Origin of the sequence: Amycolatopsis orientalis (assembly GCF_000943515.2) — a bacterium.
In the GTDB taxonomy this organism is placed as follows: Bacteria; Actinomycetota; Actinomycetes; order Mycobacteriales; family Pseudonocardiaceae; genus Amycolatopsis; species Amycolatopsis orientalis.
Genome location: NZ_CP016174.1, coordinates 3,748,333 through 3,773,485 on the forward strand (window position 1 = coordinate 3,748,333; position 25,153 = coordinate 3,773,485).

Consider the following 25,153-nt stretch of genomic DNA (forward strand, 5'->3'; position numbering starts at 1 on the left):
CACCGGGCGCTGGGTCGCGTTGCTGCTCATCCATCACCTGGTGCAGGACCACACCGCGCTCGAGGTGCTGCTCGACGAGGTGCGGGCGATACTCGAAGGCCGCGCCGCGGAACTGCCCGAGCCCGTGCCGTTCCGCGAATACGTGGCGCGGGCGCGGTTCGGGGTCGCGCGGGAGGAACACGAGGCCTACTTCGCCGGGCTGCTCGGTGATCTGACCGAGCCGACCGCGCCGTACGGCCTGCTCGACGTGCACGGTGGCGGCGACGCGGTGACGCGTGCCGACCGGTGGATCGACGACACGCTCGCCCGGCGGGTGCGGTCACTGGCCCGTGCGCGCGGGGTCAGCCCCGCGACCGTCTTCCACCTGGCCTGGGGCCGGGTCCTCGGCGCACTGGCCGGTCGCGACGACGTGGTGTTCGGCACCGTCCTTTTCGGACGGATGAACGCGACGGCCGACGTGCGGCGGGCGGCCGGGCCGTTCATCAACACGTTGCCGGTGCGCGTCCGCCTCGACGGCACCGGCGCGGGCGCGGCGCTCTCGGCCATGCGGGGCCAGCTCGCCGGGCTGATGGTGCACGAACACGCGCCGCTCACCCTCGCGCAATCGGTCAGTGGCGTGCCGGGCGGCCTCCCGCTGTTCACGTCGCTGTTCAACTACCGCTTCACGGCGGCCCCGGCCGAGGGCGGGGAGCCGGACGAGCGCGACGCGAGCGACGGCATCGAGCTGCTGGCGTACCGCGAGCAGAGCAACTACCCGCTGACGGTGTCCGTCGACGACGTGGCGGACCGGTTCCTGGTCACCGTGGACGCGCTCGCCCCGGGTGATCCCGAGCAGGTCTGCGCGCTGTTGCACGCCTGTCTGGACAGCCTGGCCTCAGTGCTCGAACAAGACCCGGGTGCGGCGCTTTCGGCGGTCGCGGTGGTGGACGCCGCCGAACGACGCCGGGTACTGGAGGCGGGGACCGGGCCGGCCCGGGAGGTGCCGCCGGTGCCCTTCGGGGAGCTGTTCGCGGAGTGGGTGGCCGAGACGCCGGACGCCGTGGCGCTGTCGCGCGGGGACGTCGCACTGTCGTACCGGGAGCTGGACGCCGTCACGAACCGTTTGGCGCGGCTGTTGATCGCGCGGGGCGCCGTGCCGGAATCGGTGGTCGCGGTGGTGCTGGAGCGTTCGCTGGAACCGGTGATCGCCTTCCTGGCGATCGCGCGGGCCGGTGCGGCCTGCCTGATGGTCGATCCGGCCCTGCCCGCCGACCGCGTCGGGCTCATGTTCGCCGACGCCGGTCCGGCGCTGGTGGTGACGAACGCCGACAGTGTGGCGGTGGTGCCGGACGGCGTGCCCGTGGTCGTGCTGGGGGCTCCGGAGTTCGAGGCGGAACTGGCGGATCTGGACGACGGCGCCGTCACCGACGCCGACAGGATCACCCCGCTGCTGCCGGATCACCCGGCGTACGTGATCTACACGTCCGGCTCGACGGGGCGGCCGAAGGGCGTGGTGGTCCCCCATCGTGGCCTCACCGAGCTGGCGCGGGCCCAGATCGAGTCGTTCGCGCTGGACGCCGCGTCCCGGGTCCTGCAACTGGCTTCGCTCAGCTTCGACGCGTCGGTCATGGAAATGGTCATGGCGTTGTCGTGCGGGGCGACGCTGGTGGTCCCGGCGGCGGCGGGGCCCCTGGCGGGGGACGAACTCGCCGGGGTGCTGCGGTCGGACCGGATCACCCACACGCTGATCCCGCCGAGTGTGCTGGCCACCGTGCCCGAGGACGCGGGCGACGCGTTGGTCACGCTCGTGGTGGGCGCGGAAGCGTGCCCGCCGGAGCTGGTCGGGCGCTGGACCCCGGGGCGGCGGATGGTGAACGCCTACGGCCCGACCGAGATCACCGTGCTGTGCACGCTGAGCGAAGTCCTGCGTCCCGGCGAGGCGCCGCCCATCGGCCGTCCGATCGGTGGTGTCCGGATGTGCCTGCTCGACGACAGGCTGGCGCCTGTCCCGGCCGGTGTGCCGGGCGAGCTGTACGTCGCGGGTCCCGGTGTGGCCCGCGGTTACGTGGGCCGGGCGGGGCTGACCGCCGAGCGGTTCGTGGCCTGCCCGTTCGAGCCGGGACGGCGGATGTACCGGACGGGCGACCGGGCGCGCTGGGCCGCGGACGGGCAGCTGGTGTTCCTCGGCCGCGCGGACGATCAGGTCAAGATCCGCGGGTTCCGGATCGAACCGGGTGAGGTCGAGGCCGTGGTGGCCGCGCATCCGGCGGTGCACCGGGCGGCGGTCGTCATCCGTGAGGACGTCCCCGGCGATCGGCGCCTGGTGGCGTACGTGGTGCCGGTCGCGGACTCCGATGAGCCGGTGGACACCGTGCGGGCCTTCGTGGCGGAGCGCCTGCCCTCGCATCTGGTCCCGTCGGCGGTCGTCGAGCTGGACTCGTTGCCGCTGACGGTCAGCGGGAAGCTCGACCGCGCCGCGCTGCCCGCGCCCGGCTACACCGCCGCTGAAGGACGCGCGCCCTCCGGTGCCCGTGAAGAACTGCTGTGCGGTGCTTTCGCCCAGGTCCTGGGGCTTCCGTCGGTCGGCATGGACGACGACTTCTTCGCACTGGGCGGGCATTCCCTGCTCGCGATCCGGCTGGTGAGCCGGATCCGCGCGGTGCTGGGCGTCGAGCTGCCGGTCCGGGCGCTGTTCGAGACGCCGACCCCGGCCGCCCTCGTCCCCAGGCTCGGCGAGGCCAGGCCGGGGCGGGCGGCGCTGGTGGTGCGGGAGCGGCCCGATCGGGTGCCGCTGTCGTTCGCGCAGCGGCGGTTGTGGTTCCTGGGGCAGCTGGACGGGCCGAACGCCGCGTACAACATCCCGCTGGGCCTCCGGCTGTCCGGCGAGCTGGACCGGGAGGCGCTGGAGGCCGCGTTCCGCGACGTGATCGAGCGCCACGAGGTGCTGCGCACCGTGGTCCAGACCACTGAAGGGGAGCCGTGCCAACGGATCCTGCCGATCGCGGAGACCGGATTCGAGCTGCACTTCGCGGAAGTGTCCGAAAAAGACCTCGACGCGGCGGCGGCCGCGGCGGCGGGATACGAGTTCGACCTCGCCGCGGAGATCCCGGTGCGCGCCTGGTTGTTCGGCCTCGGCACGGCGGAGCACGCGCTCGTCCTGGTGGTGCACCACATCGCGGGTGACGGCTGGTCGATGGAACCGCTCGCCCGCGACCTCGCGACGGCCTACACGGCCCGTCTCGAAGGGCACGGACCCGCGTGGGAGCCGTTGCCGGTGCAGTACGTCGACTACACGCTCTGGCAACGGGATCTGCTCGGTGACGAGGAGGCCGAGGGAACGGTGCTGGCCGGGCAGGTCTCGTACTGGCGGGGCGCGCTCGCCGGGGCGCCGGACGAACTGGAGCTGCCCGCGGACCGGCCCCGGCCGGCCGAGGCGTCCCACCGCGGCCACGAGCTGCCGATCCTGGTGCCCGCCGAGGTCCACGCGCGGCTGCTGGAGCTGGCGAGGGCCGAGGGCGCGACGGTCTTCATGGTGCTGCAGGCGGCGCTCGCGACATTGCTGCACCGCCTCGGCGCGGGTACCGACGTCCCCATCGGGGCCGCCGTCGCCGGGCGGATGGACCAGGCGCTGGACGAGCTGGTCGGCTTCTTCGTGAACACCCTGGTGATCCGGAGCGATCTGTCCGGCGACCCGACGTTCCGCGAACTGCTCGCCCGGGTGCGGGCCGCCAGCCTGTCGGCGTACGAGAACCAGGACGTGCCGTTCGAGAAACTGGTCGAGGAGCTGTCACCGACGCGGTCACTGGCCCGGCATCCGCTGTTCCAGGTCATGCTCACGGTGCAGAACACCACCGGGGCGGGCGGCGGACCGGCCGCCGGGCTGCCGGGTCTGCGGACGGCCCCGCTGGTGCTGGGCGCGGGAGTGTCGGCCAAGTTCGACCTCGACCTCAGCCTGGGCGAGACCTTCGACGAAACCGGTGCCCCGGCCGGGATGTCCGGCTCCCTCACCGCGGCCTCCGATCTGTTCGACGAGTACACGACCGGACGGCTCGTCGGGTACCTCATCCGTGTCCTCACGGCGGTTTCGGCCGACGTCGAAGTCCGCGTGAGCGCGGTGGAGGTACTCGATCCGGCCGAATACCACCGGATCGTCGAGGAATGGAACGACACCGCCCGCCCGGTGCCGGACCGGCTGGTGCCCGAGCTGTTCGCCGAGCAGGCGGCGCGGGCACCCGAGGCGACGGCCCTCGCCGGTGACGGCGTCGAGCTGTCCTACGGCGACGTCGAAGCACGCGCGAACCGCCTGGCGCGACGGCTGATCGCACAGGGGGTCGGGCCGGAATCGGTGGTGGGCCTGAACCTGGAGCGCTCGCCGGAGCTGGTGATCGCGGTACTGGCGGTGCTGAAGGCAGGGGGCGCCTACCTGCCGATCGACCGGGAGCTGCCCGCGGAGCGCGTCCGGTTCATGATCGAGGACGCCGCCCCGGCACTGGTGCTGGACGCGCCGGGCTTCGAGGACGAGGCCACGGAGTACGCGTCCACCCCGGTGACCGACCTCGACCGGCTCGCGCCGTTGTCGCCGTCCCATCCGGCGTACGTGATCTACACGTCGGGGTCGACGGGACGGCCGAAGGGCGTGGTCGTCACGCACGAGGCGTGCGTGAGCCTCTCGGTGAGCCATGAGCGGTACGGGGCCGGGCCCGGCAGCAGGGTCGCGCAGTTCGCGTCGGTGGGTTTCGACATGTTCTGTGAGGAATGGCTGCTGGCGTTGCTGTCGGGGGCGGCGCTGGTGATCGTGCCGCCGGAGCGGCGGCTGGGACGTGAGCTGGCCGGGTTCCTGGTCGGACAAGGGGTGACACACGCGACGCTGCCGCCCGCAGTGGCGGCGACGATGCCCGACGGCGTGCTGGATCCGGCGTTCGTGCTGGACGTCGGGGGCGAGGCTTGCCCACCGGAGCTGGTCGAACGGTGGACGTCGGACGGCCGCACGATGTTCAACACCTACGGACCGAGCGAGGCGACCGTCGACGCCACGGTGTGGCGGTGCCGTCCCGGTCTCGAACCGGGGCAGGCGGTGCCGATCGGCCGTCCCATCGCCAACACCCGCGTGTACGTGCTGGACGCCGCGCTGCGTCCCGTGCCCACGGGCGTGGTCGCCGAGTTGTACCTGTCGGGCGCGAGCCTGGTGCGCGGCTATCTCGGGCTCCCGTTGCTGACCGCCGAGCGGTTCGTGGCCTGCCCGTTCGAGCCGGGACGGCGGATGTACCGGACGGGCGACCGGGTGCGCTGGGACGCCGACGGGCAGCTCGTCTTCGCGGGCCGCGCGGACGATCAGGTCAAGATCCGCGGGTTCCGGATCGAACCCGGCGAGGTCGAGGCCGTACTGGCAGCGTATCCCGGGGTGTCCCGGATCGCGGTGATCGCGAGGGAGGACTCGCCCGGCGACCCGCGGCTGGTGGCGTACGTGGTGCCCGACGAGGGTGTGGAGGTCGGCGGGCTGCTGGCCTTCGCTTCGGAGCGGTTGCCGTCGTACCTGGTGCCGTCGGCGGTGGTGGAACTGGAGGCGTTGCCCCTGACCGTCAACGGCAAGCTGGACCGGAGGGCGCTGCCGGCGCCCGCCTACACGACCGGTTCGGGCCGCGTCCCCGCCACGACCGAGGAAGAGCTGCTGTGCCAGGCGTTCGCCGAGGTGCTGGGGCTGCCCTCGGTCGGGGTGGACGACGACTTCTTCGCGCTGGGCGGGCATTCCCTGCTCGCGGTGTCGCTGGTGGAGTGGCTGCGGCAGCGCGGGGTGTCGGTTTCGGTGCGGGCGTTGTTCGTGACGCCGACGCCCGCGGGACTGGCCACCGCGTCCGGCCCGGAACCGGTGGTCGTCCCGCCGAACCTCATCCCGGCCGGGGCGGAGAGGATCACGCCGGAGATGCTGCCGATGGTCGAGCTGACCGAGGCGGAGGTCGACAGGCTGGTGGAGCAGGTTCCCGGCGGTGCGGCGAACGTGGCGGACGTGTACCCGCTGGCGCCGTTGCAGGAAGGGATCTTCTTCCACAACCTGATGGTCGGCCACGAGGGCACGGACGTGTACGTCACGCCCGCGGTGATGGAGTTCGAGTCGCGGCAGCGGCTGGACGAGTTCCTCACGGCCCTGCAATGGGTGGTGGACCGGCACGACATCTACCGCACCGCGGTCCTTTCCGATGGGCTTCCCGAGCCGGTGCAGGTCGTGGTGCGCCACGCGGCGCTGCCGATCTCGGAGGTCGTGCTCCCGCCGGGCGAGGCGGATCCCGCCGAGGCGCTGACCGCCGCCGTGCGCGACTGGATGCCGCTGGACCAGGCCCCGCTCCTGACCACGCATGTCGCCGCCGATCCGCGGGCGGACCGGTGGCTGTGCCTGCTCCGGGTCCACCACCTGCTCCAGGACCACACCGCGATGCAGGTGATGCTCACCGAGCTGCGGGCGCATCTGGCCGGCCGGACCGACGAACTGCCGCCGCCGCTGCCGTTCCGGGAGTTCGTCGCGCAGGCACGGTTCGGGGTGTCGCGGGAGGAACACGAGCGCTACTTCGGGGAGGTCCTCGGCGACGTCACCGAGCCGACCGCGCCGTACGGGCTGACCGAGGTCCACGGCGACGGAACGACGACCGGGCAGGCCGGCCTCCGGGTGGATGAGGCGCTTTCCTTGCGGCTGAAGGAGATCGCGCGTTCGCTGGCGGTGAGCCCGGCGACGGTGTTCCACCTGGCGTGGGCCCGCGTGCTGGCGGCCTTGTCGGGCCGGGACGACGTGGTGTTCGGCACCATCGTGTTCGGCCGGATGAACTCGGGGGCGGGCGCGGACCGCGTTCCCGGCCTGTACATGAACACCCTTCCGGTGCGGGTGCGGCTCGCCGGGCTGTCCGTCGGCGAGGCGCTGACCGGACTGCGGAACCAGCTCGCCGACCTGATGGTCCACGAGCACGCGCCGCTGGCACTGGCGCAGGCGGCCAGCGGCCTGTCCGGCAGCCCGCTGTTCACCTCGCTGTTCAACTACCGGCACAACCAGGAGGTGTCCAGGGACGAGGCGGAGACGATGGACGGCATCGGGCTGCTGTCCGTCCGCGATCTGACCGACTATCCGCTCGGCGTCGCCATCGACGTCGACGGGACCGGCTTCACGATCGCCGTGGACGCGGTGGCCCCCGCCGATCCCGACCAGGTCTGCGCGCTTCTGCACACCTGCCTGGACAACCTGGTCACCGCCTTGGCGGAGGCGCCCGCCACGCCGCTGTTCGCGGTGGACGTACTGGGCGAAGCCGCGTCGGCCGAGCTGGTCGAGAGGCGCAACGACACCTCGGTCGCGACGGCGGATGTTTCGGTGCCCCAGGCCTTCGCCGAGCGCGTGGCCGCCACTCCGGACGCGATCGCGGTGGTGGACAAGGGTTTCACCCTCACCTACGCCGAACTGGACGCGCGCTCCGAACGGCTGGCGCGGGCGCTCGCGGTGGACGGACCGGAACAGACCATCGCCGTACTGCTGGACAGAACGGCCGATGTGGTCGTGACGTTCCTCGCGGTGCTGAAGGCGGGCGGGGTGTACCTGCCGCTGGACCCGTCGTGGCCGGTCGCCCGGATGCGCGCGGTCGTCCGGGACGCGGGCGCCCGGTCTGTGGTGGTGCACGAGACCACCAGCGGCCACGAATTCGTTCGCACGGCGGGGCTTCGCCGGATCTCGGCCGGGCCAAGCGCGGAGACGGACGGCGGGGCCGTGGTGCCGCCGGTGTCCCCGGCCAGTGCGGCGTACGTGATGTACACGTCGGGGTCGACCGGTGTGCCGAAGGGCGTGGTGGTGACCCACCGGGACGTGGTCGCCCTCGCGAAGGACCGGTGCTGGGGAACGCCCGCGCGGGTGTTGTTCCACGCGCCGCACGCTTTCGACGCGTCGTCGTACGAGCTGTGGGTGCCGTTGCTTTCGGGCGGAGCCGTGGTGATCGCGCCGGACGAGCGGGTGGACGTGGACGTGCTCCGGCGGTGGATCTCCGCGCACGCGGTGTCCCACGTGCATGTCACCGCCGGGTTGCTGCGGGTGCTGGCCGAGCAGGATCCGGCCTGTTTCACCGGGGTGCGTGAGGTGCTCACGGGCGGGGACGTGGTCCCGGCCGAAGCGGTGCGGCGGGTCCTGGAGTCGAATCCCGGCGTGGTCGTGCGGCAGTTGTACGGGCCGACCGAGGTGACGTTGTGCGCCACCCAGCACGAGGTCCGTGACGCCGGCGAGGTCGTGGGCGTGGCGCCGATCGGACGGCCGATGGACAACACCCGGGTCTACGTCCTCGACGGGTCGCTGAACCCGGTGCCCGACGGTGTCGCCGGGGAGCTGTACGTGGCCGGGGCCGGTGTCGCGCGTGGCTATGCCAACCAGCCGCGGCTGACCGCGGAGCGGTTCGTGGCCTGCCCCCACGGGGCGCCCGGAGCGCGGATGTACCGCACCGGGGACCTGGTCAAGTGGTCGCGGGAGGGAACGCTGGTCTTCGTCGGGCGCGCGGACGACCAGGTGAAGATCCGCGGGTACCGGGTCGAACCGGGCGAGGTGGAAGCCGTGCTCGGCGGCTACGCGGGTGTCGCCCACGCGGCGGTCGTCGTGCGTGAGGACGTTCCGGGGGACAAACGTCTCGTCGCGTATGTCGTCCCGCACGAGAACGCCACTCTCGACGACACCGCGCTGCGAGGCCATGTCGCAGAACGGCTTCCGGACTACCTGGTCCCGTCCGCGTTCGTCCACTTGGGAGCCTTGCCGCTGACGGGTCAGGGCAAACTCGACCGGAAGGCGCTGCCCGCGCCCCAGTACGGAGCCGGAGCGGGCACCGGCGGAGCGAACGGACCGCTCGCGGTCCTCGAACAGGCCGTCTGCGAGACGTTCGCCGAAGTGCTCGGGCTTCCCGAAGTCGGGGTGAACGACGACTTCTTCGCGCTCGGCGGGCATTCGCTGATGGCGGTCAGCCTGGTGCAACGGCTGAAGCGCAAGGGCATCACCACCTCGGTCCAGGACGTGATGGCCGCCCCGACCGCGACCGCGCTGCTGAACACGCTCAGCCTGTCGTCGGTGCGGGGCTCGCTCGGCGTACTGCTGACCATCCGCGGCACCGGCGACCGTCCACCGCTGTTCTGTGTGCATCCGGCGGGCGGATTGAGCTGGTGCTACACACCTTTCGCGCGGCACGCGCCGCGGGAAGTGCCCGTCTTCGGCCTGCAGGCACGCGGCATCGACGGCCGGACCCCGCTCGCGGGTTCGGTGGCGGAGATGGCAGCCGACTACATCAGGCAACTGCGCGCGGTGCGGCCGTCCGGTCCGTACTACCTCGTCGGCTACTCCTTCGGTGCCACGCCCGCGCACGAGATCGCCGTCCGGCTGCGGGCGCAGGGCGAGGAGGTCGCGCTGATCATCATGGACTCCTTCCCGATCGACGAGAGCATGAGGGAAGCGGGTGACGCGGCGGAGGAGCACGAGCCGTGGGAGGAGGTGATCCGGACCGAGTTCGGCCACCTGCTCGGCGGGTTCTCCGACGAGGAGATCGCCGTGTTCGCGCGGATCTTCGAGAACAACACCCGGATCCGGGGCGCGCACTCCACCGGCCGGTTCGACGGCGACACGCTGATCCTCACGGCCACCGACAACGCGCCGGAGGACGGGCCGCTCCGGGACCGGTGGGCGCCTTACGTCTCCGGCGAGCTGACCGAGACGTCCATTCCCTGTGAGCACGCGGACATGGTCCGCCCCGACATGATGGCCCTGGTCTGGCAGGCGATCGCGGCTTGGCTGGAAGCGCGATGACGGGAGCCGAGCGTGGAGGATTGGGGACGCTCAACGTCCCGAATCCTCCACCGTCACCCCGAGCTTGCCGGACTCACGTGGCCGCCATCAGAGGACTAAACGCGGGAGCGCCCCGAGGTGGACCCGCCTACAGCATCGGCGGAAGGAACGGAGAGAGCGGACATGCGACGGACATCCCTGGTGTGTGTCCCCTTCGCGGGGGCGGGCGCATCGTTCTTCCACTCTTGGGCGGCACTGACCGACGGGGACCCGCGGATCATCGCGCTGCAACTGCCCGGACGGGAATGGCGGCTTTCCGAGGACCCGTACCGGAACGTCGCGGAGGCGGCGGCCGGGCTGCTGCCCGCCGTCACCGCCGAACTCGCGCCCGGCGAACGGATCGCGGTCTTCGGCCACAGCCTCGGCGCGGTACTGGCCTACGAACTGGCCCACCTGCTGGTCGCACGCAGCGACGCCGACGTGGTGCGGTTGTTCGTGAGCGGCTCGCCCGGCCCCTGGACGCGGCGGACCCGGCGCGCGACCGGCCTCCCCGACGACGAGTTCCTGGCCAGGGTCAAGGAGTTCGCCAAATACGACCACGAGGCGCTCGCCGATCCGGACATGCGGGAGCTGATCCTGCCGACCCTGCGCGCGGACGTCGAGATGCACGAGGACTACGTGCCCACGCTCGCCCGGCCGTTGCCGCGGCCGATCACCGCCGTGCGCGGGACCGAGGACGACCTGGTGACGGCCGCGCAGACGGCCGAGTGGCTGCAGGCGACCAGCGCCGAGTTCGCGCAGGAGGAGATCGAGGGCGGGCACATGTACCTCGCGGAGAATCCCGGTGCCCTGCTGCGCCTGGTGAACGACGAACTAGCCCACCGGGAGCACTGAGCCATGCGACTCGACGGCAAGACCGCGATCATCACCGGCGCGGCCCGCGGCCTCGGCCGGGCCTGCGCGGTCGCCTTCGCCCGCGAGGGTGCGGATCTGGTCCTCCTCGACGTCTGCGCGGACCTGCCCGGGGTGTCGTACCCGCTCGGCAGTGCGAGCCAGCTCGAGCACACCGCCGGCCTGTGCCGCGAGCGAGGCGCCGCCGTGCTGACCCGGCAGGCGGACGTGCGGGACCTTCCCGCGCTGCGGCAGGCCGTCGATGCCGCCCATGGCTGGAGCGGGCGGATCGACGTCCTGGTCAACAACGCCGGGATCGCCACGCCGTCGGGTACCCCCACCGACGAGATCACCGAAGACGAGTGGCAGCTGATGATCGACGTGGACCTCTCCGGCGCCTGGCGGGCGACGGCGGCGGTCGGCAAGATCATGACCGCCCAGCGGAGCGGCAGCATCATCAACGTCGCCTCGACGGCCGGACTGGTCGGGTACCGCCACTTCGCGGGCTACGTCGCGGCGAAGCACGGCGTCATCGGGCTGACCAAGGCCGCGGCGCTCGACTTCGCCCCGGTGAAGGTCCGGGTCAACGCCCTCTGCCCGGGGTCGGTCCGCGACGACCCCGCGGTGGAGGGCCGGATGCTGGCGGCGATCGCCAGATCGCTGCGGGTGCCGGACGGCGAGCACGAAGCGGCGTTCGTCCAGTCGCAGCCCATGAACGCCCTGATCGAACCGGCCGACGTCGCCGAGGCCGCCGTCTGGCTCGCCTCCGACGGATCCCGGCAGGTCACCGGATCGGTCGTCACCGTCGACGGCGGGTTCACCGCCCGCTGACCGCGGCCGCCGCCGAACCCTGGATGGATGTGGTCATGTCCTCGCAAGAGACCAGGAACGCCAGGCACTGCCACGCGCTGTGCCTCCGGCTCGACGGCCCCGTCGACGCCGACGTGGTCGCCGGGCGCTTCGCGCGCATCGCGGCGCCGGGAGCGCTCTGGGCCGAGCGGGTCCCTTTCACCGCGGAGGATCCGGCGGGTGCCCGGCGCCGGGCCCGCGAGCTGGCCAGGCCCGTCGATGCCCGGCGTGGGGCGCGGGCCGCGCTGATCGAGTACTCCGACGGCCGGGCGGAGCTGGTGGTGGTCGCGCACCGGGCCGCGTTCGACGGCCCGGCGTTGCGTCTGCTCGCCACCGCGGTGCTGGAGGGCGGTCCGGCTCCCGCGCGGTCGCGGGCACCGGCCCGCCGGTCCGGCGCGGAGCACGTACCGGAATGGGGACTGGGTGACCGGGCCTTCGGCGACGACGAGCAGGCCGAATTCCGGGTCTCCTTGCCGTCCGGCACCGATCCGGACCCCGAGCGGTGGACGTCGGCGCTCGCCGCCGTCCTCGCGCGGTACGAGCCTGGGGAGCCACCAGGGCGGACCGCCGGCGCGGGGTTGCTGTTCGCCCTCGACGGCTTCGCTCTCGACAGCGCAGGGGAGTACGTGTCCTGCCTGGCGCCCCCGTTCCCGCTGACCGTCACGGTCGGCCCGGCCGAGCTGCGGTGCCATTACCGGCCCGCCTGGGTGAGTCCGCCGGTCGCCGCCCAGTTCGTCCGGCATCTCGCCGAAGCCCATCGCACGGCGGGGAAAGAGATTTTCGACGAGGCGGAGCGTGCGCACGTGCTGGCGCTCGGCCGTCCGGCACGCGTCCCGAACGGCGCGCCGCGCCGCATCCCGGATGTGTTCGCGGAGCGCGCCGCCGAACGGCCCGACGCGATCGCACTGTCCGATGAGGACGGTCAGGTCTCCTACCGCGAACTCGACCGGTGGTCCGGCCGGCTCGCCGACGGCCTGCGCGGCGCCGGGGTGAACCCGGGAGACCTCGTCGGTGTCTGCCTCGACCGGTCGGCGGAACTGGTGGCGGTCCTGCTCGCCGTGCTCAAGGCGGGCGCCGCGTACGTCCCCCTCGATCCGGCCTATCCGGCGGAACGGCTCGCCTACACGGTCGACGACGCCCGGCTCTCCGTCGTCATCACCACGCTCCCCGGGTTCCCCGCCTCCCCGGGACTCCGGGTGCTGACGCCGGAGACCGTCGAGGCCCTGTGCGGCGACGGCCGGCCCGCCACCGTCGGCGGTGGCCCGGACGACGCGGCGTACGTGATCTACACGTCGGGTTCCACCGGCAGGCCCAAAGGCGTGCTCGTCCCGCACGCCAACGTCGTCGCGCTGGTGGACGCCACCCGGGACGACTTCGCCCTCGGCGCCACCGACGTCTGGACGTTCTTCCACTCCGTCGCGTTCGACTTCTCGGTGTGGGAGATCTGGGGCTGCCTGCTTACCGGCGGGCACCTCGTCGTCGTCCCGTACTGGGTGTCTCGGTCGCCGGAGCAGGTGCGCGAACTGCTGGCGGGGCAAGGGGTCACCGTGCTGAGCCAGACCCCGTCGGCGTTCGCCCCGCTCGCGGAGGTGGATCGCGCGCACCACGAACGGCTGGCGGTCCGGCTGGTGATCTTCGGCGGCGAACCCCTGCACGCCGCGAGCCTGCTGCCGTGGCTGGACCGGTATCCCGAGACCCGCTGCCGTCTGGTGAACATGTTCGGCATCACCGAGACCACCGTGCATGTCACCGCCGAGACCATCACCCGGTGGCACGCCCTCACCGGGTCGAGATCCGTCGGCAGGCCGATTCCCGGCTGGCGCGTGGCCGTGCTGGACGAGTCGGGACGGCTCGCGCCGCCGGGCGTGGCGGGCGAGATCCACGTCGCCGGCCGCGGAATCGCGCTCGGCTATCTGCGACGCGCGGGACTGACCGCCGCACGCTTCCCGGCCGACCCGTTCGGCGGCGGGCGGATGTACCGCACCGGCGACCGGGGACGACTGCGGCCGGACGGCGTGCTGGAACACCTCGGACGGCTGGACGACCAGGTCAAGCTGCGCGGGTTCCGCATCGAACTGGGCGAGATCAGGTCGGTGCTGGCGGAATGCGCCGGGGTGGTCGCGGCCGCGGTCACGCTGCGCCGGACCGACGCGGCGGACGCGGCCACCGGACGGCTCGACGCGTACGTGGTGCTTTCGGCGGGGACCACGGCGGCGGTGCGGGAGCGGATCGCCCGTGTCCTGCCGGATCACATGGTCCCGGCGACCATCACCGCGCTGCCCGCGCTTCCGGTGACCGCCAACGGAAAAGTGGACCTCGCGGCGCTCCCGGAACCCGCTGCGGCCGGGTCTCTTCCGGAGTCCGATGTGGACGATGAACCTGCGGCGGGGGACGACCTCGCCAGTGAGCTGCTGGCGGTGTGGCGGCAGGTGCTCGGTTTCGCCGTCGGCGCGTCCGACAGTTTCTGGGAAATAGGCGGGAATTCGTTGCTGGCCATGCGGATCGCGGCGGCGATGCGCGAGCGCGGGCTGCCGCCACTGCACCCGCGTGCGCTCTATCTCAACCCCACGGTGCGCGCGCTGGCCGATGCGCTGCGGTCCTGACGGCCTGTCCGGATACGTCTATTGGTCGGCACTGGTGTTGTCGAGGCTTTGTACGAGAGCATAAAAGGGTGGAAGCATTCGTAAACGAAAGGAAGTGGTAGTGATGCGAATCATGCGCAATTCCGTGGTGACGATGACGGCAATGGCGGCTGTGCTGAGCTTTGCGCCCGCGGTGTCCTCGGCGGCTGTTCCGTCCGGATACCTGAGGTTCTGTAATACGGGGGCCGTGTGTGCCAATCGGCCTCCGGCCGAAGGGTCGGAGTGCATCAACATCGATATCGGCGGTTGGGTCACCTACGCGTTGAACCGTTCCGACCACGGCCACTACGTGTACTGGGACAAGAACTGCGGTGGAACAAATCGGGTGCATGTGGCACCCGGTGAAGCCAAGGGCGGCATAGCCAACTTCCAAAGCTACAAGCGCTCGTGACATTCCAGCGCCCAGGCGCGTAGTCAGGTGGTGCCCTGGACGATCCGGTTCTCCCAGGCCCACGCGGCGATCCCGACCCGGTTGCGCGCCCCGAGCTTGGTCTGGATCCCGGCGACGTGGCTTTTGACCGTGCTGAGGGAGATGAACAGTTCGGCGGCGATCTCCCGGTTGGACAGCCCCCGGGCGATGGTCCGCACGACCTCCATCTCCCGGCCGGACAGCGCCGCCGCCCGCGCCGGATCGGTCTGCGACACCTCACCGGTGCTGTTCAGATGCTTGAGCAGCCGCAAGGTGATCGACGGCGAGACCAGGGCCTCGCCGTTGTGCGCGGCCCGCACCGCCTCGATGAGCAGCGTCGGCCCGGCGTCCTTGAGCACGAAGCCGACCGCGCCGCCGCGCAGCGCCCCGTAGACGTACTCGTCGAGATCGAAGGTGGTGACCACGACGATCCGCATCGGATCGGTGACCCCCGGGCCGGCCAGCGCGCGGGCGACCTGGATGCCGTCGAGTTTGGGCATCCTGATGTCCACCAGGCAGACGTCCGGCCGCAGCCGCCTGGCCATGCTGATCGCTTCCGCGCCGTCCTGGGCCTCCCCGATGACCTCGATATCGGGCTGGTCCTCCAGGATCAGCCGCAGGCCCGCGCGGACCATCGCCTGGTCGTCGGCGAGCAGGATCTTGATGGTCATCGGGGCTCCCTGGTCGGGATGGGCAGGGTCGTCCGCACGGACCAGCCCGCGCCGGAGGGCCGCGGACCGGCCGACAGCGACCCACCGAGGGTCTCGACCCGTTCGCGCATCCCGATCAGACCGTAGCCCCCGCGGTAGTGGGGGCGGGCCGGACTCGGCGGGGCGTCGTCGGCGACTTCGACGGTGACGCCGTCGGTGTCCCGGCCGACGGTCACGTCGACCGAACGGGCGTGCGGCGCGTGCCGCAGCACGTTCGTCAGCGCCTCCTGGACGATCCGGTACACCGTGCTGGTCACCTCGGGCGGCCAGTCCGACTCGTCGCCGGGAGTGCTGAGCCGGACGTTCGCGTGCTGTTTGCCGAACCGCCGGACCAGCTCGCCCAGCCCCTCCGGCTCCGGTGAGGCGGGGGCCGTGTCGTCGGTGTCGCGCAACAACTCGACGACGCGGCGCATCGCGATCATGGCGTCGGTGCCCGCGGCCTCGATCTCGGCCAGCGTCTCCGCGACCTTGTCCGGATTCCGCCGCGCGATGACCTGGGCGGCCTGCGACTGGAGCAGCATCCCGGTGAGGTGATGGGCCACGATGTCGTGCAGTTCCCTGGCGAGTTCCAGCCGTTCGTCCCGGCGCACCCGGTCGGCGGCGGCCCGCGTCCGGCCGTCGTGCAGCCGCAGCCCCAGCCCTGCCGTGACTCCCGCCAGGCAGGCCGCGGCGGCGATGGCGGGTACGGCCGACACCGGCCCGGCGATGAGCTGGACGGCGATCAGCAGCAGTCCGGTGCCCCCGATGGCACCGGCCCGCACCGGCGTCAGTGCCCGGACCGCGGATCCGATGAGCACCGCGAGGCCCAGCGCCATGGCCGGTCCCGGTTCGGCGGGAAGGTGGATGGCGGGCAGCAGGCCGAGCAGGATCGTGAGCGCCACGACAATGAGCCCGACTACCGCCGTCCAGGTGCGCTCGCGGCGTCGTGCCAGGGCGAGCCCGCACACCACGACGGCGGCGAGGGCGCCCGGAACCCAGGACACGCCGCCCCAGCTGGACGCGAGGGCGAAGACCTGGAGCGCGATCGCGGCGAGGAACAGGACGCCGAGCCCGGTGTCGGATGCGACCTTGACCCAGCGCTCCGGAGTGGTCACGCCGGTCAGATTACCGAATCGCCGCCGCACGGAGGGGCCGTGCGGCGGCGACTCGGGCAGCCCGAAGCGGTCGGACCTGGGGGTTTCGTCCTGGCCGACGGGCCGAGCGTGGTGAGCGTCTTCGCGCATGTCAGCGCTGGGGCGAATCGGACCAGTACGACCGCGGCGGGGCACCGGTCACCCGGAGGTGGTGATCGCGGGCCCGCAGCGACGGCCCCACCACCAGCGCGATGACCATGACCGCAGTGGCCAGGTACGGCACCGTGGTCCGCCCGTCGACCCAGGCGCCCACGGTGACCGCGATCCCGCCCGCGGCGATGGCCATGGCCGTCCCGCTCGGGAGCGTCCGGATCGCGGAGCCGACGAGGACGGCCAAGGCCAGTCCCGTGATGGGCGAGGGCTCCTTCGGCAAGGAGTCACCGGCGATCAGCGACACCACGACGGCGAGGGCCGCGACGGCAACGCCCGCGCCCGCGACGAGGGTCTTCTGCCGTTCGCGCAGCAGTGCGAGGCCGGACAGCACCACCGCGACGGTCGAGCCGAACACCCAGGACGTGCCGCCCCAGCTGTTCATGAGCATGACTGCGGTGAACACGATCCCCGCGGCGAACACGATGCCGAGGCCGACGTTGACCATGATGCCCGCTGGTCGTTCCGCTGAAGTCATGCGGCCAAGAATAGGAAGCGCCGTCGCGCGGGTAACCGGTCAAAAGTACAGGAGGGCGCGGGAAAGGCCGTGCTTTAGGCCGATATTGACACTGCGGTGGTCCGGCTCCTGGCGCCTAAAGTGCTCTTCACCGCAGTAACTTCACCTACGTGTCGAGGGGCTCGCCGTGGCCGAAGAGACTCTTTCCCCGTTGACGCAGACCGGAACCACGGAATCCGCCGGGGCGCCCGAACGTGGCCGGACGCGGCTGCGGTTCTGGCGCTCACCACCTGATCAACCGCACTGGGCGCGTCCCGCGTTGCTCGGCATCGTCGTTCTCGCGGGCGCGTTGTATTCGTGGAACATCGGGCGGAGCGGATACGCGGACTATTACGCGGTCGCCGTGAAGAGCATGTCGGTGAGCTGGAAGGCGTTCTTCTACGGTGCCTTCGATCCGGGCGCTTCGATCACCCTCGACAAACTCGCCGGGGCTTTTCTGCCGCAGGCGTTGTCCGCGCGGATCTTCGGCTATCACGAGTGGTCGCTGACGCTGCCGCAGGTCGTTTGGGGAGTGCTTTCGGTGCTCGTGCTCTACCGGCTGGTGCGGCGCTGGCTCGGTGCCGCCGCGGGCCTGCTGGCGGCGGGCCTGTTCGCGCTCACGCCGATCGTGGCCTCGGTGTTCGGGCACGCCATGGAAGACGGGGCGCTGACGCTGTGCCTGCTGCTGGCCGCGGACGCGTTCATGATCGCGGTGGCGGGGGCACGGACGCGCTGGTTGATCCTCGCCGCGGTCTGGGTGGGCGTCGGCTTCCAGATGAAGATGCTCGAGGCCTGGATGGTGGTGCCCGCGTTCGCCGTGACCTACCTGCTCGTCGCTCCCGCGTCGTGGCGGCGGCGGGCCGGACAGGTCGCGATCGCCGGCGTCGTCCTGGCCGCGGTCTCGTTGAGCTGGGTCCTGCTCTACACGGTGACTCCCGCGGGGGAGCGGCCCTACGTGGACGCGACCACCAACGACAACGCGTTCTCGATGGTGTTCGGGTACAACGGTGTGGACCGGTTCGGACTCCATGTTCCGGGCGCCGCCCGGACCGACTTCACGGATCCTTCGCGCTCCGCGGACCTGGTGCTGCCGCCCGAACTCGAGCGCCTGGCCGCCCCGCCGCCCGAAGTCCCGGAGCCGCAACCCGTTCCTGAGCCCGGCGCGGAACCCGTTCCGGAACCTGCACCTGAGCCAGCGCCTGCGCCCAAGGCCGAAGAACCGCCCCAGGCCTGGCACAAGCTGTTCGGCGACCGCTACGCGACCCAGGTCGGCTGGCTGTACCCGCTCGCCCTGGCGGGGCTGGCGGCCGGTCTCGTCCGGTACCGCCGGACCCGGCGCGACGACCCGGTGTGGGGCGGATTCCTGCTGTGGGGGCTGTGGCTGCTCACCTTCGCCGTGGTCCTCAGCCGGATGACCGTCATGCACAGCGCTTACCTCGTCGCCCTCGCGCCGCCGCTGGCCGCCCTGGCCGCGGCGGGGGCCGTGCTGGGCCTGCGGCTCTACCGCGAACGCCGGACGGCCTGGCTGCTGCCTTCGGTGCTCGTCGCGCAGCTCGCGTGGGTGGGGTACCTGGCCACGCGGTACGCGGACTTCCTGCCTTGGCTGGCCTGGATTTCCCTCGGCGGTGCGGCGGTGGCGACCGCTGTGCTGGCCGTCGGCGTCCTGCAGCGCACGACGGTCGCGCCCGCGGCCGTCGCCGGACTCGCCGCGGTGCTGATGCTTCCGTGCGCATGGGGGTTGTCGGCGTTCGACCACAAGTACGCGGGCACCGCCTTCGAGGCCGGCGCCGGGCCGAGCGGGCCCGTCGGAGTGGATCTGGACAGCGGCACGAGGGACACCCTGACCGACGCGCAGCGGAGGCTGTACGACTACCTGCAGGCGAATCGCGAAGGCGCGCGCTACCTCGCGGCCACGACGTCCTGGCAGACCGCCGGTCAGTTCATCGTGCCGACCGGAGAGCGGTTCCTGCCGATGGGCGGATTCTCCGGGCAGGTACCGGAGCCGACGCTCGCGCAGGTACGGCAGATGGTGGCGGCCGGGGAACTGCGGTACGTGGTGCTGGGCGGCGCCGGCGGCCTCCTCACCACCGATTCGGAGCTGTACCGGATCGTGGCCTGGGCGGCGGCCGGCTGCCCGCTCGTACCGCCCGCCGAGCACGGCGGTGACCCCGGCCTCTTCGTCTTCCGCTGCACCGCCGGCGCCTGACCCCCGTGACGCCCGCTTCGGCTTCGGGAGGGTCGCGAGCGCCACGCTTGAGACGCTGACCGTCCCCGGCGAGGCGCATGGGACACCCGCGCTCCCTGTCCAGCTGGTCGTGAGTGTTGAGTGTCGTTCTAACGACACTCAACACTCACGACCAACCTCACCCACGATCACCGATGGATCCAGGCTAACTGCGCGAGGCCCTGCCCCCGCTCCCTCGGAACCCCAGGATGAACCGGCGCAATGAAAGGTCCTTTCCTCGCAAATTTTGCGAGGAAAGGACCTTTCATTGCGCCACTCCCGAGGTCGGGAGGGGCCTGGCTTCGCGTTTAGCCCGCTAAATGCGAGGCCGGGACTTCACGCGGAGAGCGGGAACAGGCCGAGCGCACGTCCGTCGAGGTGGCGCGCGACGGCCTGCTCGAACAGCCGCCGCTCCGTCTCCTCGCGTTCGGCGGGGGTGAGCACCGGCGGACCGCCCAGCCGTTCGGTCAGCCGGTCCAGCGCGCCCAGCAGCATCGCCTCGTCGAGGCGCTCGCCGCCGTGCCGCCACACCGCCAGCAGGGAGGCGGCGGCGAGGACGACGGTGTACCGGTCGGCCAGCGCGAACGCCGCGGGCGACGCGTCGATGGCGAGGTCCGCGGGCCCGAGCGCGGCGCATCCGTCCCGCAGCGCACGCAGTTCCTCCGCGTAGCGAGCGGCGAACCGGCGCACAGGATCGTCAGCACCTTCGTCCGCGATCTCGGCGAGGGCGCCGATGATCCCATCCTGGCGCGGCATCCCCGCGCTCAACCGGTCCAGCGAGAGCGCGGGCAGATCGCCGCCGAGGGCGAACAGAGAGGGCGTCGCGGCCGGGCCGGCCGGCCACGATCGCCTGGCCAGCCGGGGAAGTTGCGGCAGCAGCGTCACCAGCGCGGCGGTGAGGGAAATGTGGGCGAAGGTGGCGGGCGCGATGTCCCTGGCCAGTTTCTGGAACATCCCGTACGGACCCTGCCGGAGATAAGAACGCGCCCCCAGCACCGCGCGCAGATCCCCGAACGCGTCGAGCAGGATCCGCGCGGTCAGGTACTTCGCCGCCGGGGCGTAGACGGCCATCGACTCCGGCGCCAGATGCAGTGCGCGCAGGACCACCGCCGAGAACGTCTCGATGGCCAGCAGATCGGCGTAGGCGCGGGCGATCATCGCGCGCACGTACGGCAGGTCGGCCGCCGCGCCACCGTAGAGGCGCCGGTCGAGCGAGCAGCGGATCGCCAGCCGCAGCGCGGTTTCCAGCGGACCGGAGAACATCGCGGCACCCACCGACCGTGTGACCTGGTAAGAGCGCAGCGCCACTTCGATGCCCTGGCCGGGCTCGCCGATCAGGGCGGCGCCGGGAATGGGACAGCCGTCGAACTCGACGCCGCCCAGTTGCACCCCCCGCATACCGGAACTGTGGAAACGCGGCAGATCCCGCATTCCCGCGGCGAGCAGGTCGTCGCGCTGGACGAGGAACTGGCTGTGGCCGCGGCTGCCCGCCGCGCCGGTCCGGGCGAACAGCACCATGGCCTCGGCCCGCCGGAGATTCGTCACGATCTCCTTGCGACCGGAGAGCAGCCAGCCCCCGCCGTCCGGCCGGGCGACGCACTCGGCGTTCGCGAAATCGTTGCCGTGCGCCAATTCGTGGAAGGCGGCGGCGATCCGGCGGTTGGCCAGCAGCAGTCCGGCCGTGTTGCGGCGCTGCTCCTCGTCGCCGGTGGTCCAAATGTTCACGGAGGCGATGAGAGAGCTGAAGCCGTAACCGAGACCGAGACACGGATCCCGCCGCCACACCGTGCGTAACACTTCGGCGAGCCGGTCGGCGCGGTCCCAGCGGCCCCCGTAGGCCACGGGAACGAACTCGGCGTTCAGACCGTACTCGTCCAGCACCCGTTCGCCCGCGGCGAGCATCTCCCGCCGTTCGTCGGCGGCGAGGATCGCCTGATATCCCACCGGGTTCCGGTCGTCCCAGGCATCGCCGAGGAGCGCGTCCAGTTCGGCGGCGCTCATGACCGGTCCGCCGGGAGCATCGGGGTGCCGAACGGCGTGACCGGGGCGCCGGTGCGGGCGGCCTCGGCCACGTGGGCCGCGAGCGCGTCGTCGATCCGGTCGTCGCCCTCCTCGGGGCCGGGCGCGGGGAGCCGCAGCGTGGCGGCGAGCCTGGCCCGCAGCGCGCGGAGCGCCGCCCGTACCCAAAGACCGTTGTCCCACAACGGCTCGTCGCGGTGCCGCTCGGCCGACCAGGTATGCAGGCACGCCGCGCCCGCGTAACAGAGTTCATAGGCGGCGGCGAGTTCGTAGGCGGCCATCGCCGGGCGGGCGGCCGGAGCGACGCCGGCCATCAGTTCGTGGACCTTCCCGGTGGTAACGGCCAATGCGGTCGCGTGCGCCGCGAGCCCGTCCGGCGCCGCCCCGGCGGCGATCGACGCGGCCAGCGCGGGAAGGGATTGCACCAGTGAGCATCCCCGCCGCGACAGCAGCGCGAGGGCGCCCCGGTCCAGCGGACCCGGCGGGCCGCCGGTCGACACCGCCTTCGCGAGTCCGTCACCGTCCACCGTACCGGCGGCGAATTCCTTGACCAGGCGGGGAAACTGCTGGACCAATGCGCTGCGGTTCACCGGGGTGCTGCCGTCGAAGACGGCGACGATCTGGTGATCCCGCCCGATCTTCTGGAACGCGCCGTGCGCGTACACGTCGGTGAGGAACGAGCGCGCGCCGAGCAGTTCGGCGAGTTCACCGAGCATCGCGTCGACCAGTGTGGGCGCCAGGGCCTTGACCACGGCGGAGATCACGCTCATCTCCCCGGTGAGGGTGTGGATCGAACGAGCGCTCACCAAGGCGGTGGCCTCGGCGGCGGCCAGTAGCGCCGCGCAGCGGCCGACGGTGCCGCGCGGATAGGCGCGGCCCAGCAACGGACGGCGCTGGATGATCCGTTCGGCGGCGAAGGCCGCGGCGAGCCGGAGCGCGTGCTCACCAGAGCCGAGGGACAAGGCCGAGCACAGGGTCCGGGTGAGCTGCAGCGCGCGCAGAACGGTCTCGGCACCGGTGCCTTCGGCGCCGAGGAGCGCGTTGGCGGGCAGCTGCGCGTCCTGGAACGCGATACCGGAGATGTCGACACCGCGGATCCCGTGCGTCGGCTCCTTGGGCAGCGTTCGCCAGGTGCCGGGAGCGAGCGCGGCCTTGTCGACGAGGAAAAGGCTCTGACCGCGCCCGGTGCCCGCCTTGCCGGTGCGGGCGAGGACGGTCAGGTACCGGGCGCGGGTGGCGTTGTTGACCGGCCATTTCACGCCGTCGAGCCGATATCCGTCGCGGTACGCCGTCGCCGTCGACTCGCCGTTGAGCAGATCGGCGCCGTGGTCCGGTTCGGACAGTGCCCAGGCGATCCGGCCGCCGTCCAGTATCCGGGCCGCGGTGGTGGCGGCCTGCTCGGCGTCGCCCGCGATCCACACGGAGGCGGCCCCGAGATAGGTCTTGCCATGCGCCACCACGGCGCTCAGGTCGCGCCGGGCCACGGTGCGCCAGAGACGCAGCAGCAGTTCGTGGTCCTCGACGGCGCCACCCCAGCCGGTGGGGACGTAGTACGCGGGCAGGCCGAAGGCGTCCAGCCGCTCGACGAAGGGCGCCGGGAATTCTTCGGCGGCGTCCAGTTCGGCGATCCGGCGGCCAATCGCGGGGACTTCCGCCAGAGCCGTGTCCAGCGCGACCTCGATCTCGACACCGGACCGGGTGGACGTCACGGCTCCGCTCCCGACGGCGCGGGACGCAGGCCCGGCTCCAGTTCGGCGTGCAGCACCTTCATCTCGCCGGCGAGGAACCGGTCCCGCATGGCGGTGCGCCTGATCTTCCCGCTGGTGGTGCGGCGAACGGTGCCGTGCCGGACGAGCACGACGTTGCGCACGGGGAAGCCGAACGACCGGTTGAGCCTGCGGGTGACGGCCGTGATCACCGCGGGCAGCTCGGTTTTCGGGGTGTTGGGACGGACCTCGTGGACCAGCACGACACGCTCGTCCGGCGCCCCGACACCGAACGCGGCCCCGAGCTGACCGCCGAGGGCCTGATGCGCGGCACGGGCCTCGTGTTCCACGTCCTGCGGGTACAGGTTGCGGCCGTGGACGATCAGCATCTCCTTGAGGCGGCCGGTGACGAAAAGCTCGCCGTCGGCGAAGGCACCTAGGTCGCCGGTGCGTAGCCAGCCGCCGCCGTCCTCGACGCCGGCCAGGGCGGCGTCGAAGACGCGTGCGGACAGCTCCGGCTTGCCCCAGTAGCCGCGGCCGATACTGGCGCCGCGCAACCAGATCTCGCCGACCCGGCCCGCGGGTACCGGCTCGCGGGTCCGCGGGTCGACGATCAGCGTGTCGAAGGCGTGCGGCCGTCCCACCCCGGTCACCTGTCTACCGGTGCCATTGGGCACCGCGCGCAGTTCGGGTCGTTCGGCCGTTTCCAGGCGCCGGGTGTCCACCGTGAGCAAGGTCGGCCGGACGTCGTCGGGGATGCAGGCCACGTACGCCGTGGTCTCGGCCAGGCCGTAGCCGGGGGAGTGGGTGAGGGGGTCGAGCCCGATCCGGGCGAACCGATTTGTGAACGCCTGGATCGTGGGCACGTGGATGGGTTCGGAGCCGTTCAGGCAGTAGCGCACCGCCGAGAGGTCGAGCCCCTCGAGCATCTCGTCGGTGATCGCGCGTACGCAGAGGTCGTACGCGAAGTTGGGGCCGCCGGTGTAGGTGACCTTGAACCGGTCGAGCATGCGGAGCCACTCGACCGGCCGCCGGACGAAGGTCGTCGGCGGCATCAGGACGACCGGGGCGCCGCACAGCAGTGCCGCGGTGAGCTGGGCGAACAGGCCCATGTCGTGATGCAGCGGCAACCAGCCGCCGAATCGGTCCCCCGGGCCGAGCCGCAGATGCGTGCACAGCGCCGCGAGGTTGGTGAGTACGGCGCCATGGGTGAGGATCACGCCGTTCGGCGAGCCGGTGGAGCCGGAGCTGTACTGCAGCACCGCGTCCGTGTCGCGGCCGACCGGGCGCCCGGCCGACGGCCAGGACACCGGCTCCGCGCTCGCGGGGCGCACGGCTTCGACGGGCAGTCCCGCGAAACCGTGCTCGCGCCGGCGCGCGGTGATCTCCGCGAGCGCGGCGTCGGTGGTGATGGTCAGCCCCGGCGCGCAGTCGGCCGTGATGGCGGCGACCCGTTCGTTGGCGCTCGACGAAGGACCCGGTACCGGTGAAGGCACGGCGATCAGCCCGGCGAAGAGACAGGCGAGGTAGATCTCCACGAACTCCAGGCCCGTCGGCAGGGCGATGAGCACCCGTTCGCCGGGCTCCAGCCGCCGGGCCAGCTCCGTCGCGCGCACCTGGGCCCGCCGCAGCAGTTCCCGGTAGCCGACGCTCTCGTGGTCCGCCTCGGCCGAGCCCCGGTAAAGGGTCAGCGCGGTGCGATCGGGGAACTCGGCGGCACGCGCGGCGAAGGCCTCACCCAGGCTCCGGTATCCGGTGAGGTCGGCGGTCATGACGCCGGTGCGGTTTTCTCCATCGCCTCGATGAGGCTCTTCGGACGCATGTCGGTCCAATTCTTTTCGATGTAGTCGAGGCATTCCTGTCGTCCGGATTCCCCGAAAACGGATTTCCATCCGGCGGGGACATCGGCGAAAACGGGCCAAAGGGAATGCTGACCCTCGTCATTGACCAGGACGAGATACTTGGCGTCCGGGTCCTCGAAAGGATTTGGCACGGAATTGCCCCTCTCTCGGCGAAGTGCGGTGAGTCCGGCAGGCGGCTCACTATGCCTCCGCGATCGGCTGACCGGCAATGCCGTCCGGTGCCGGAGACGTCCAACCGCTGCCCAGCCCTCAGTTGGACGACGGCACACCGCACCGAGCCCCAAGACGCTCGTGAGTGGTAATGA

At 71.8% G+C, this 25,153-nt stretch carries 13 protein-coding genes (1 of these 13 cut by a window edge); 6 read left to right on the forward strand and 7 right to left on the reverse strand.

The annotated features are described in order from the left end of the window. The 5 genes from SD37_RS16665 to SD37_RS42660 form a co-directional block, all read left to right on the forward strand. Nucleotides 1-9,778, forward strand: the final stretch of a protein-coding gene (locus SD37_RS16665) for a non-ribosomal peptide synthetase (RefSeq protein WP_065912852.1). 16,313 nt of this gene lie to the left of the window's left edge; 9,778 of the gene's 26,091 nt are visible here — the last part of the coding sequence; the start codon falls outside the window, past its left edge; its stop codon occupies nucleotides 9,776-9,778. A gap of 162 nt (nucleotides 9,779-9,940) precedes the next feature. Then, nucleotides 9,941-10,651, forward strand: a complete 711-nt coding sequence (locus SD37_RS16670; protein WP_044850632.1) for a thioesterase II family protein — start codon at nucleotides 9,941-9,943, stop codon at nucleotides 10,649-10,651. Between the two features lie 3 nt (nucleotides 10,652-10,654). Continuing rightward, entirely contained in the window at nucleotides 10,655-11,479 is an 825-nt protein-coding gene (locus SD37_RS16675) for an SDR family oxidoreductase (protein WP_044850631.1), read from the forward strand. 35 nt (nucleotides 11,480-11,514) lie between these two features. Beyond that, nucleotides 11,515-14,100 (forward strand): amino acid adenylation domain-containing protein, encoded by a 2,586-nt coding sequence (locus SD37_RS16680; RefSeq protein ID WP_083254983.1) that lies wholly within the window; start codon nucleotides 11,515-11,517, stop codon nucleotides 14,098-14,100. Between the two features lie 112 nt (nucleotides 14,101-14,212). Further along, nucleotides 14,213-14,530, forward strand: a complete 318-nt coding sequence (locus SD37_RS42660; RefSeq protein ID WP_145926640.1) for a hypothetical protein — start codon at nucleotides 14,213-14,215, stop codon at nucleotides 14,528-14,530. A gap of 23 nt (nucleotides 14,531-14,553) precedes the next feature. Here SD37_RS42660 and SD37_RS16685 read toward each other — a convergent pair whose 3' ends face one another. From SD37_RS16685 to SD37_RS16695, 3 genes are all read right to left on the reverse strand, one after another. Next, entirely contained in the window at nucleotides 14,554-15,219 is a 666-nt protein-coding gene (locus SD37_RS16685) for a response regulator (protein ID WP_044850630.1), read from the reverse strand. Further along, nucleotides 15,216-16,352 carry a sensor histidine kinase gene (locus tag SD37_RS16690; protein ID WP_044850754.1) on the reverse strand — a complete coding sequence of 379 codons (1,137 nt, stop codon included), beginning with the start codon at nucleotides 16,350-16,352 and terminating at the stop codon, nucleotides 15,216-15,218. The genes SD37_RS16685 and SD37_RS16690 overlap by 4 nt, the downstream gene beginning before the upstream one ends. A gap of 130 nt (nucleotides 16,353-16,482) precedes the next feature. Continuing rightward, entirely contained in the window at nucleotides 16,483-17,019 is a 537-nt protein-coding gene (locus SD37_RS16695) for a metal transporter (protein ID WP_236725387.1), read from the reverse strand. Between the two features lie 166 nt (nucleotides 17,020-17,185). On the opposite strand from SD37_RS16695, the gene SD37_RS42665 reads away from it, so the two are divergent. Then, entirely contained in the window at nucleotides 17,186-19,243 is a 2,058-nt protein-coding gene (locus SD37_RS42665) for an ArnT family glycosyltransferase (RefSeq protein WP_063774562.1), read from the forward strand. A 354-nt stretch (nucleotides 19,244-19,597) separates the two neighbouring features. Here the strand turns inward: SD37_RS42665 and SD37_RS16705 are convergent, their stop codons facing one another. Genes SD37_RS16705 through SD37_RS16720 form a run of 4 tightly spaced genes read right to left on the reverse strand, consistent with a single transcriptional unit; the run spans nucleotide 19,598 to nucleotide 24,979 of the window. Beyond that, nucleotides 19,598-21,262: an acyl-CoA dehydrogenase gene (locus SD37_RS16705; RefSeq protein ID WP_044850629.1), complete on the reverse strand. Its 1,665-nt coding sequence runs from the start codon at nucleotides 21,260-21,262 to the stop codon at nucleotides 19,598-19,600. Then, on the reverse strand, nucleotides 21,259-22,989 hold the full coding sequence (locus SD37_RS16710; protein ID WP_065912853.1) for an acyl-CoA dehydrogenase family protein: 1,731 nt from the start codon (nucleotides 22,987-22,989) through the stop codon (nucleotides 21,259-21,261). Before SD37_RS16710 ends, SD37_RS16705 begins: the two co-directional genes overlap by 4 nt. Continuing rightward, on the reverse strand, nucleotides 22,986-24,758 hold the full coding sequence (locus SD37_RS16715) for a fatty acyl-AMP ligase (RefSeq protein ID WP_052674846.1): 1,773 nt from the start codon (nucleotides 24,756-24,758) through the stop codon (nucleotides 22,986-22,988). Before SD37_RS16715 ends, SD37_RS16710 begins: the two co-directional genes overlap by 4 nt. Further along, the gene (locus SD37_RS16720) at nucleotides 24,755-24,979 is read right to left on the reverse strand and encodes an MbtH family protein (protein ID WP_037306096.1); all 225 of its coding nucleotides are present in this window, start codon (nucleotides 24,977-24,979) and stop codon (nucleotides 24,755-24,757) included. The genes SD37_RS16715 and SD37_RS16720 overlap by 4 nt, the downstream gene beginning before the upstream one ends. Between the last annotated feature and the right edge of the window lie 174 nt (nucleotides 24,980-25,153).

Coding starts and splice junctions, on each gene's coding strand:
- SD37_RS16670 (WP_044850632.1), top strand. CDS start 9,941: ATGCGACGGACATCCCTGGTGTGTGTCCCCTTCGCGGGGGCGGGCGCA.
- SD37_RS16675 (WP_044850631.1), top strand. CDS start 10,655: ATGCGACTCGACGGCAAGACCGCGATCATCACCGGCGCGGCCCGCGGC.
- SD37_RS16695 (WP_236725387.1), bottom strand. CDS start 17,019: ATGACTTCAGCGGAACGACCAGCGGGCATCATGGTCAACGTCGGCCTC.
- SD37_RS16680 (WP_083254983.1), top strand. CDS start 11,515: ATGTCCTCGCAAGAGACCAGGAACGCCAGGCACTGCCACGCGCTGTGC.
- SD37_RS16715 (WP_052674846.1), bottom strand. CDS start 24,758: ATGACCGCCGACCTCACCGGATACCGGAGCCTGGGTGAGGCCTTCGCC.
- SD37_RS16705 (WP_044850629.1), bottom strand. CDS start 21,262: ATGAGCGCCGCCGAACTGGACGCGCTCCTCGGCGATGCCTGGGACGAC.
- SD37_RS16685 (WP_044850630.1), bottom strand. CDS start 15,219: ATGACCATCAAGATCCTGCTCGCCGACGACCAGGCGATGGTCCGCGCG.
- SD37_RS42660 (WP_145926640.1), top strand. CDS start 14,213: ATGCGCAATTCCGTGGTGACGATGACGGCAATGGCGGCTGTGCTGAGC.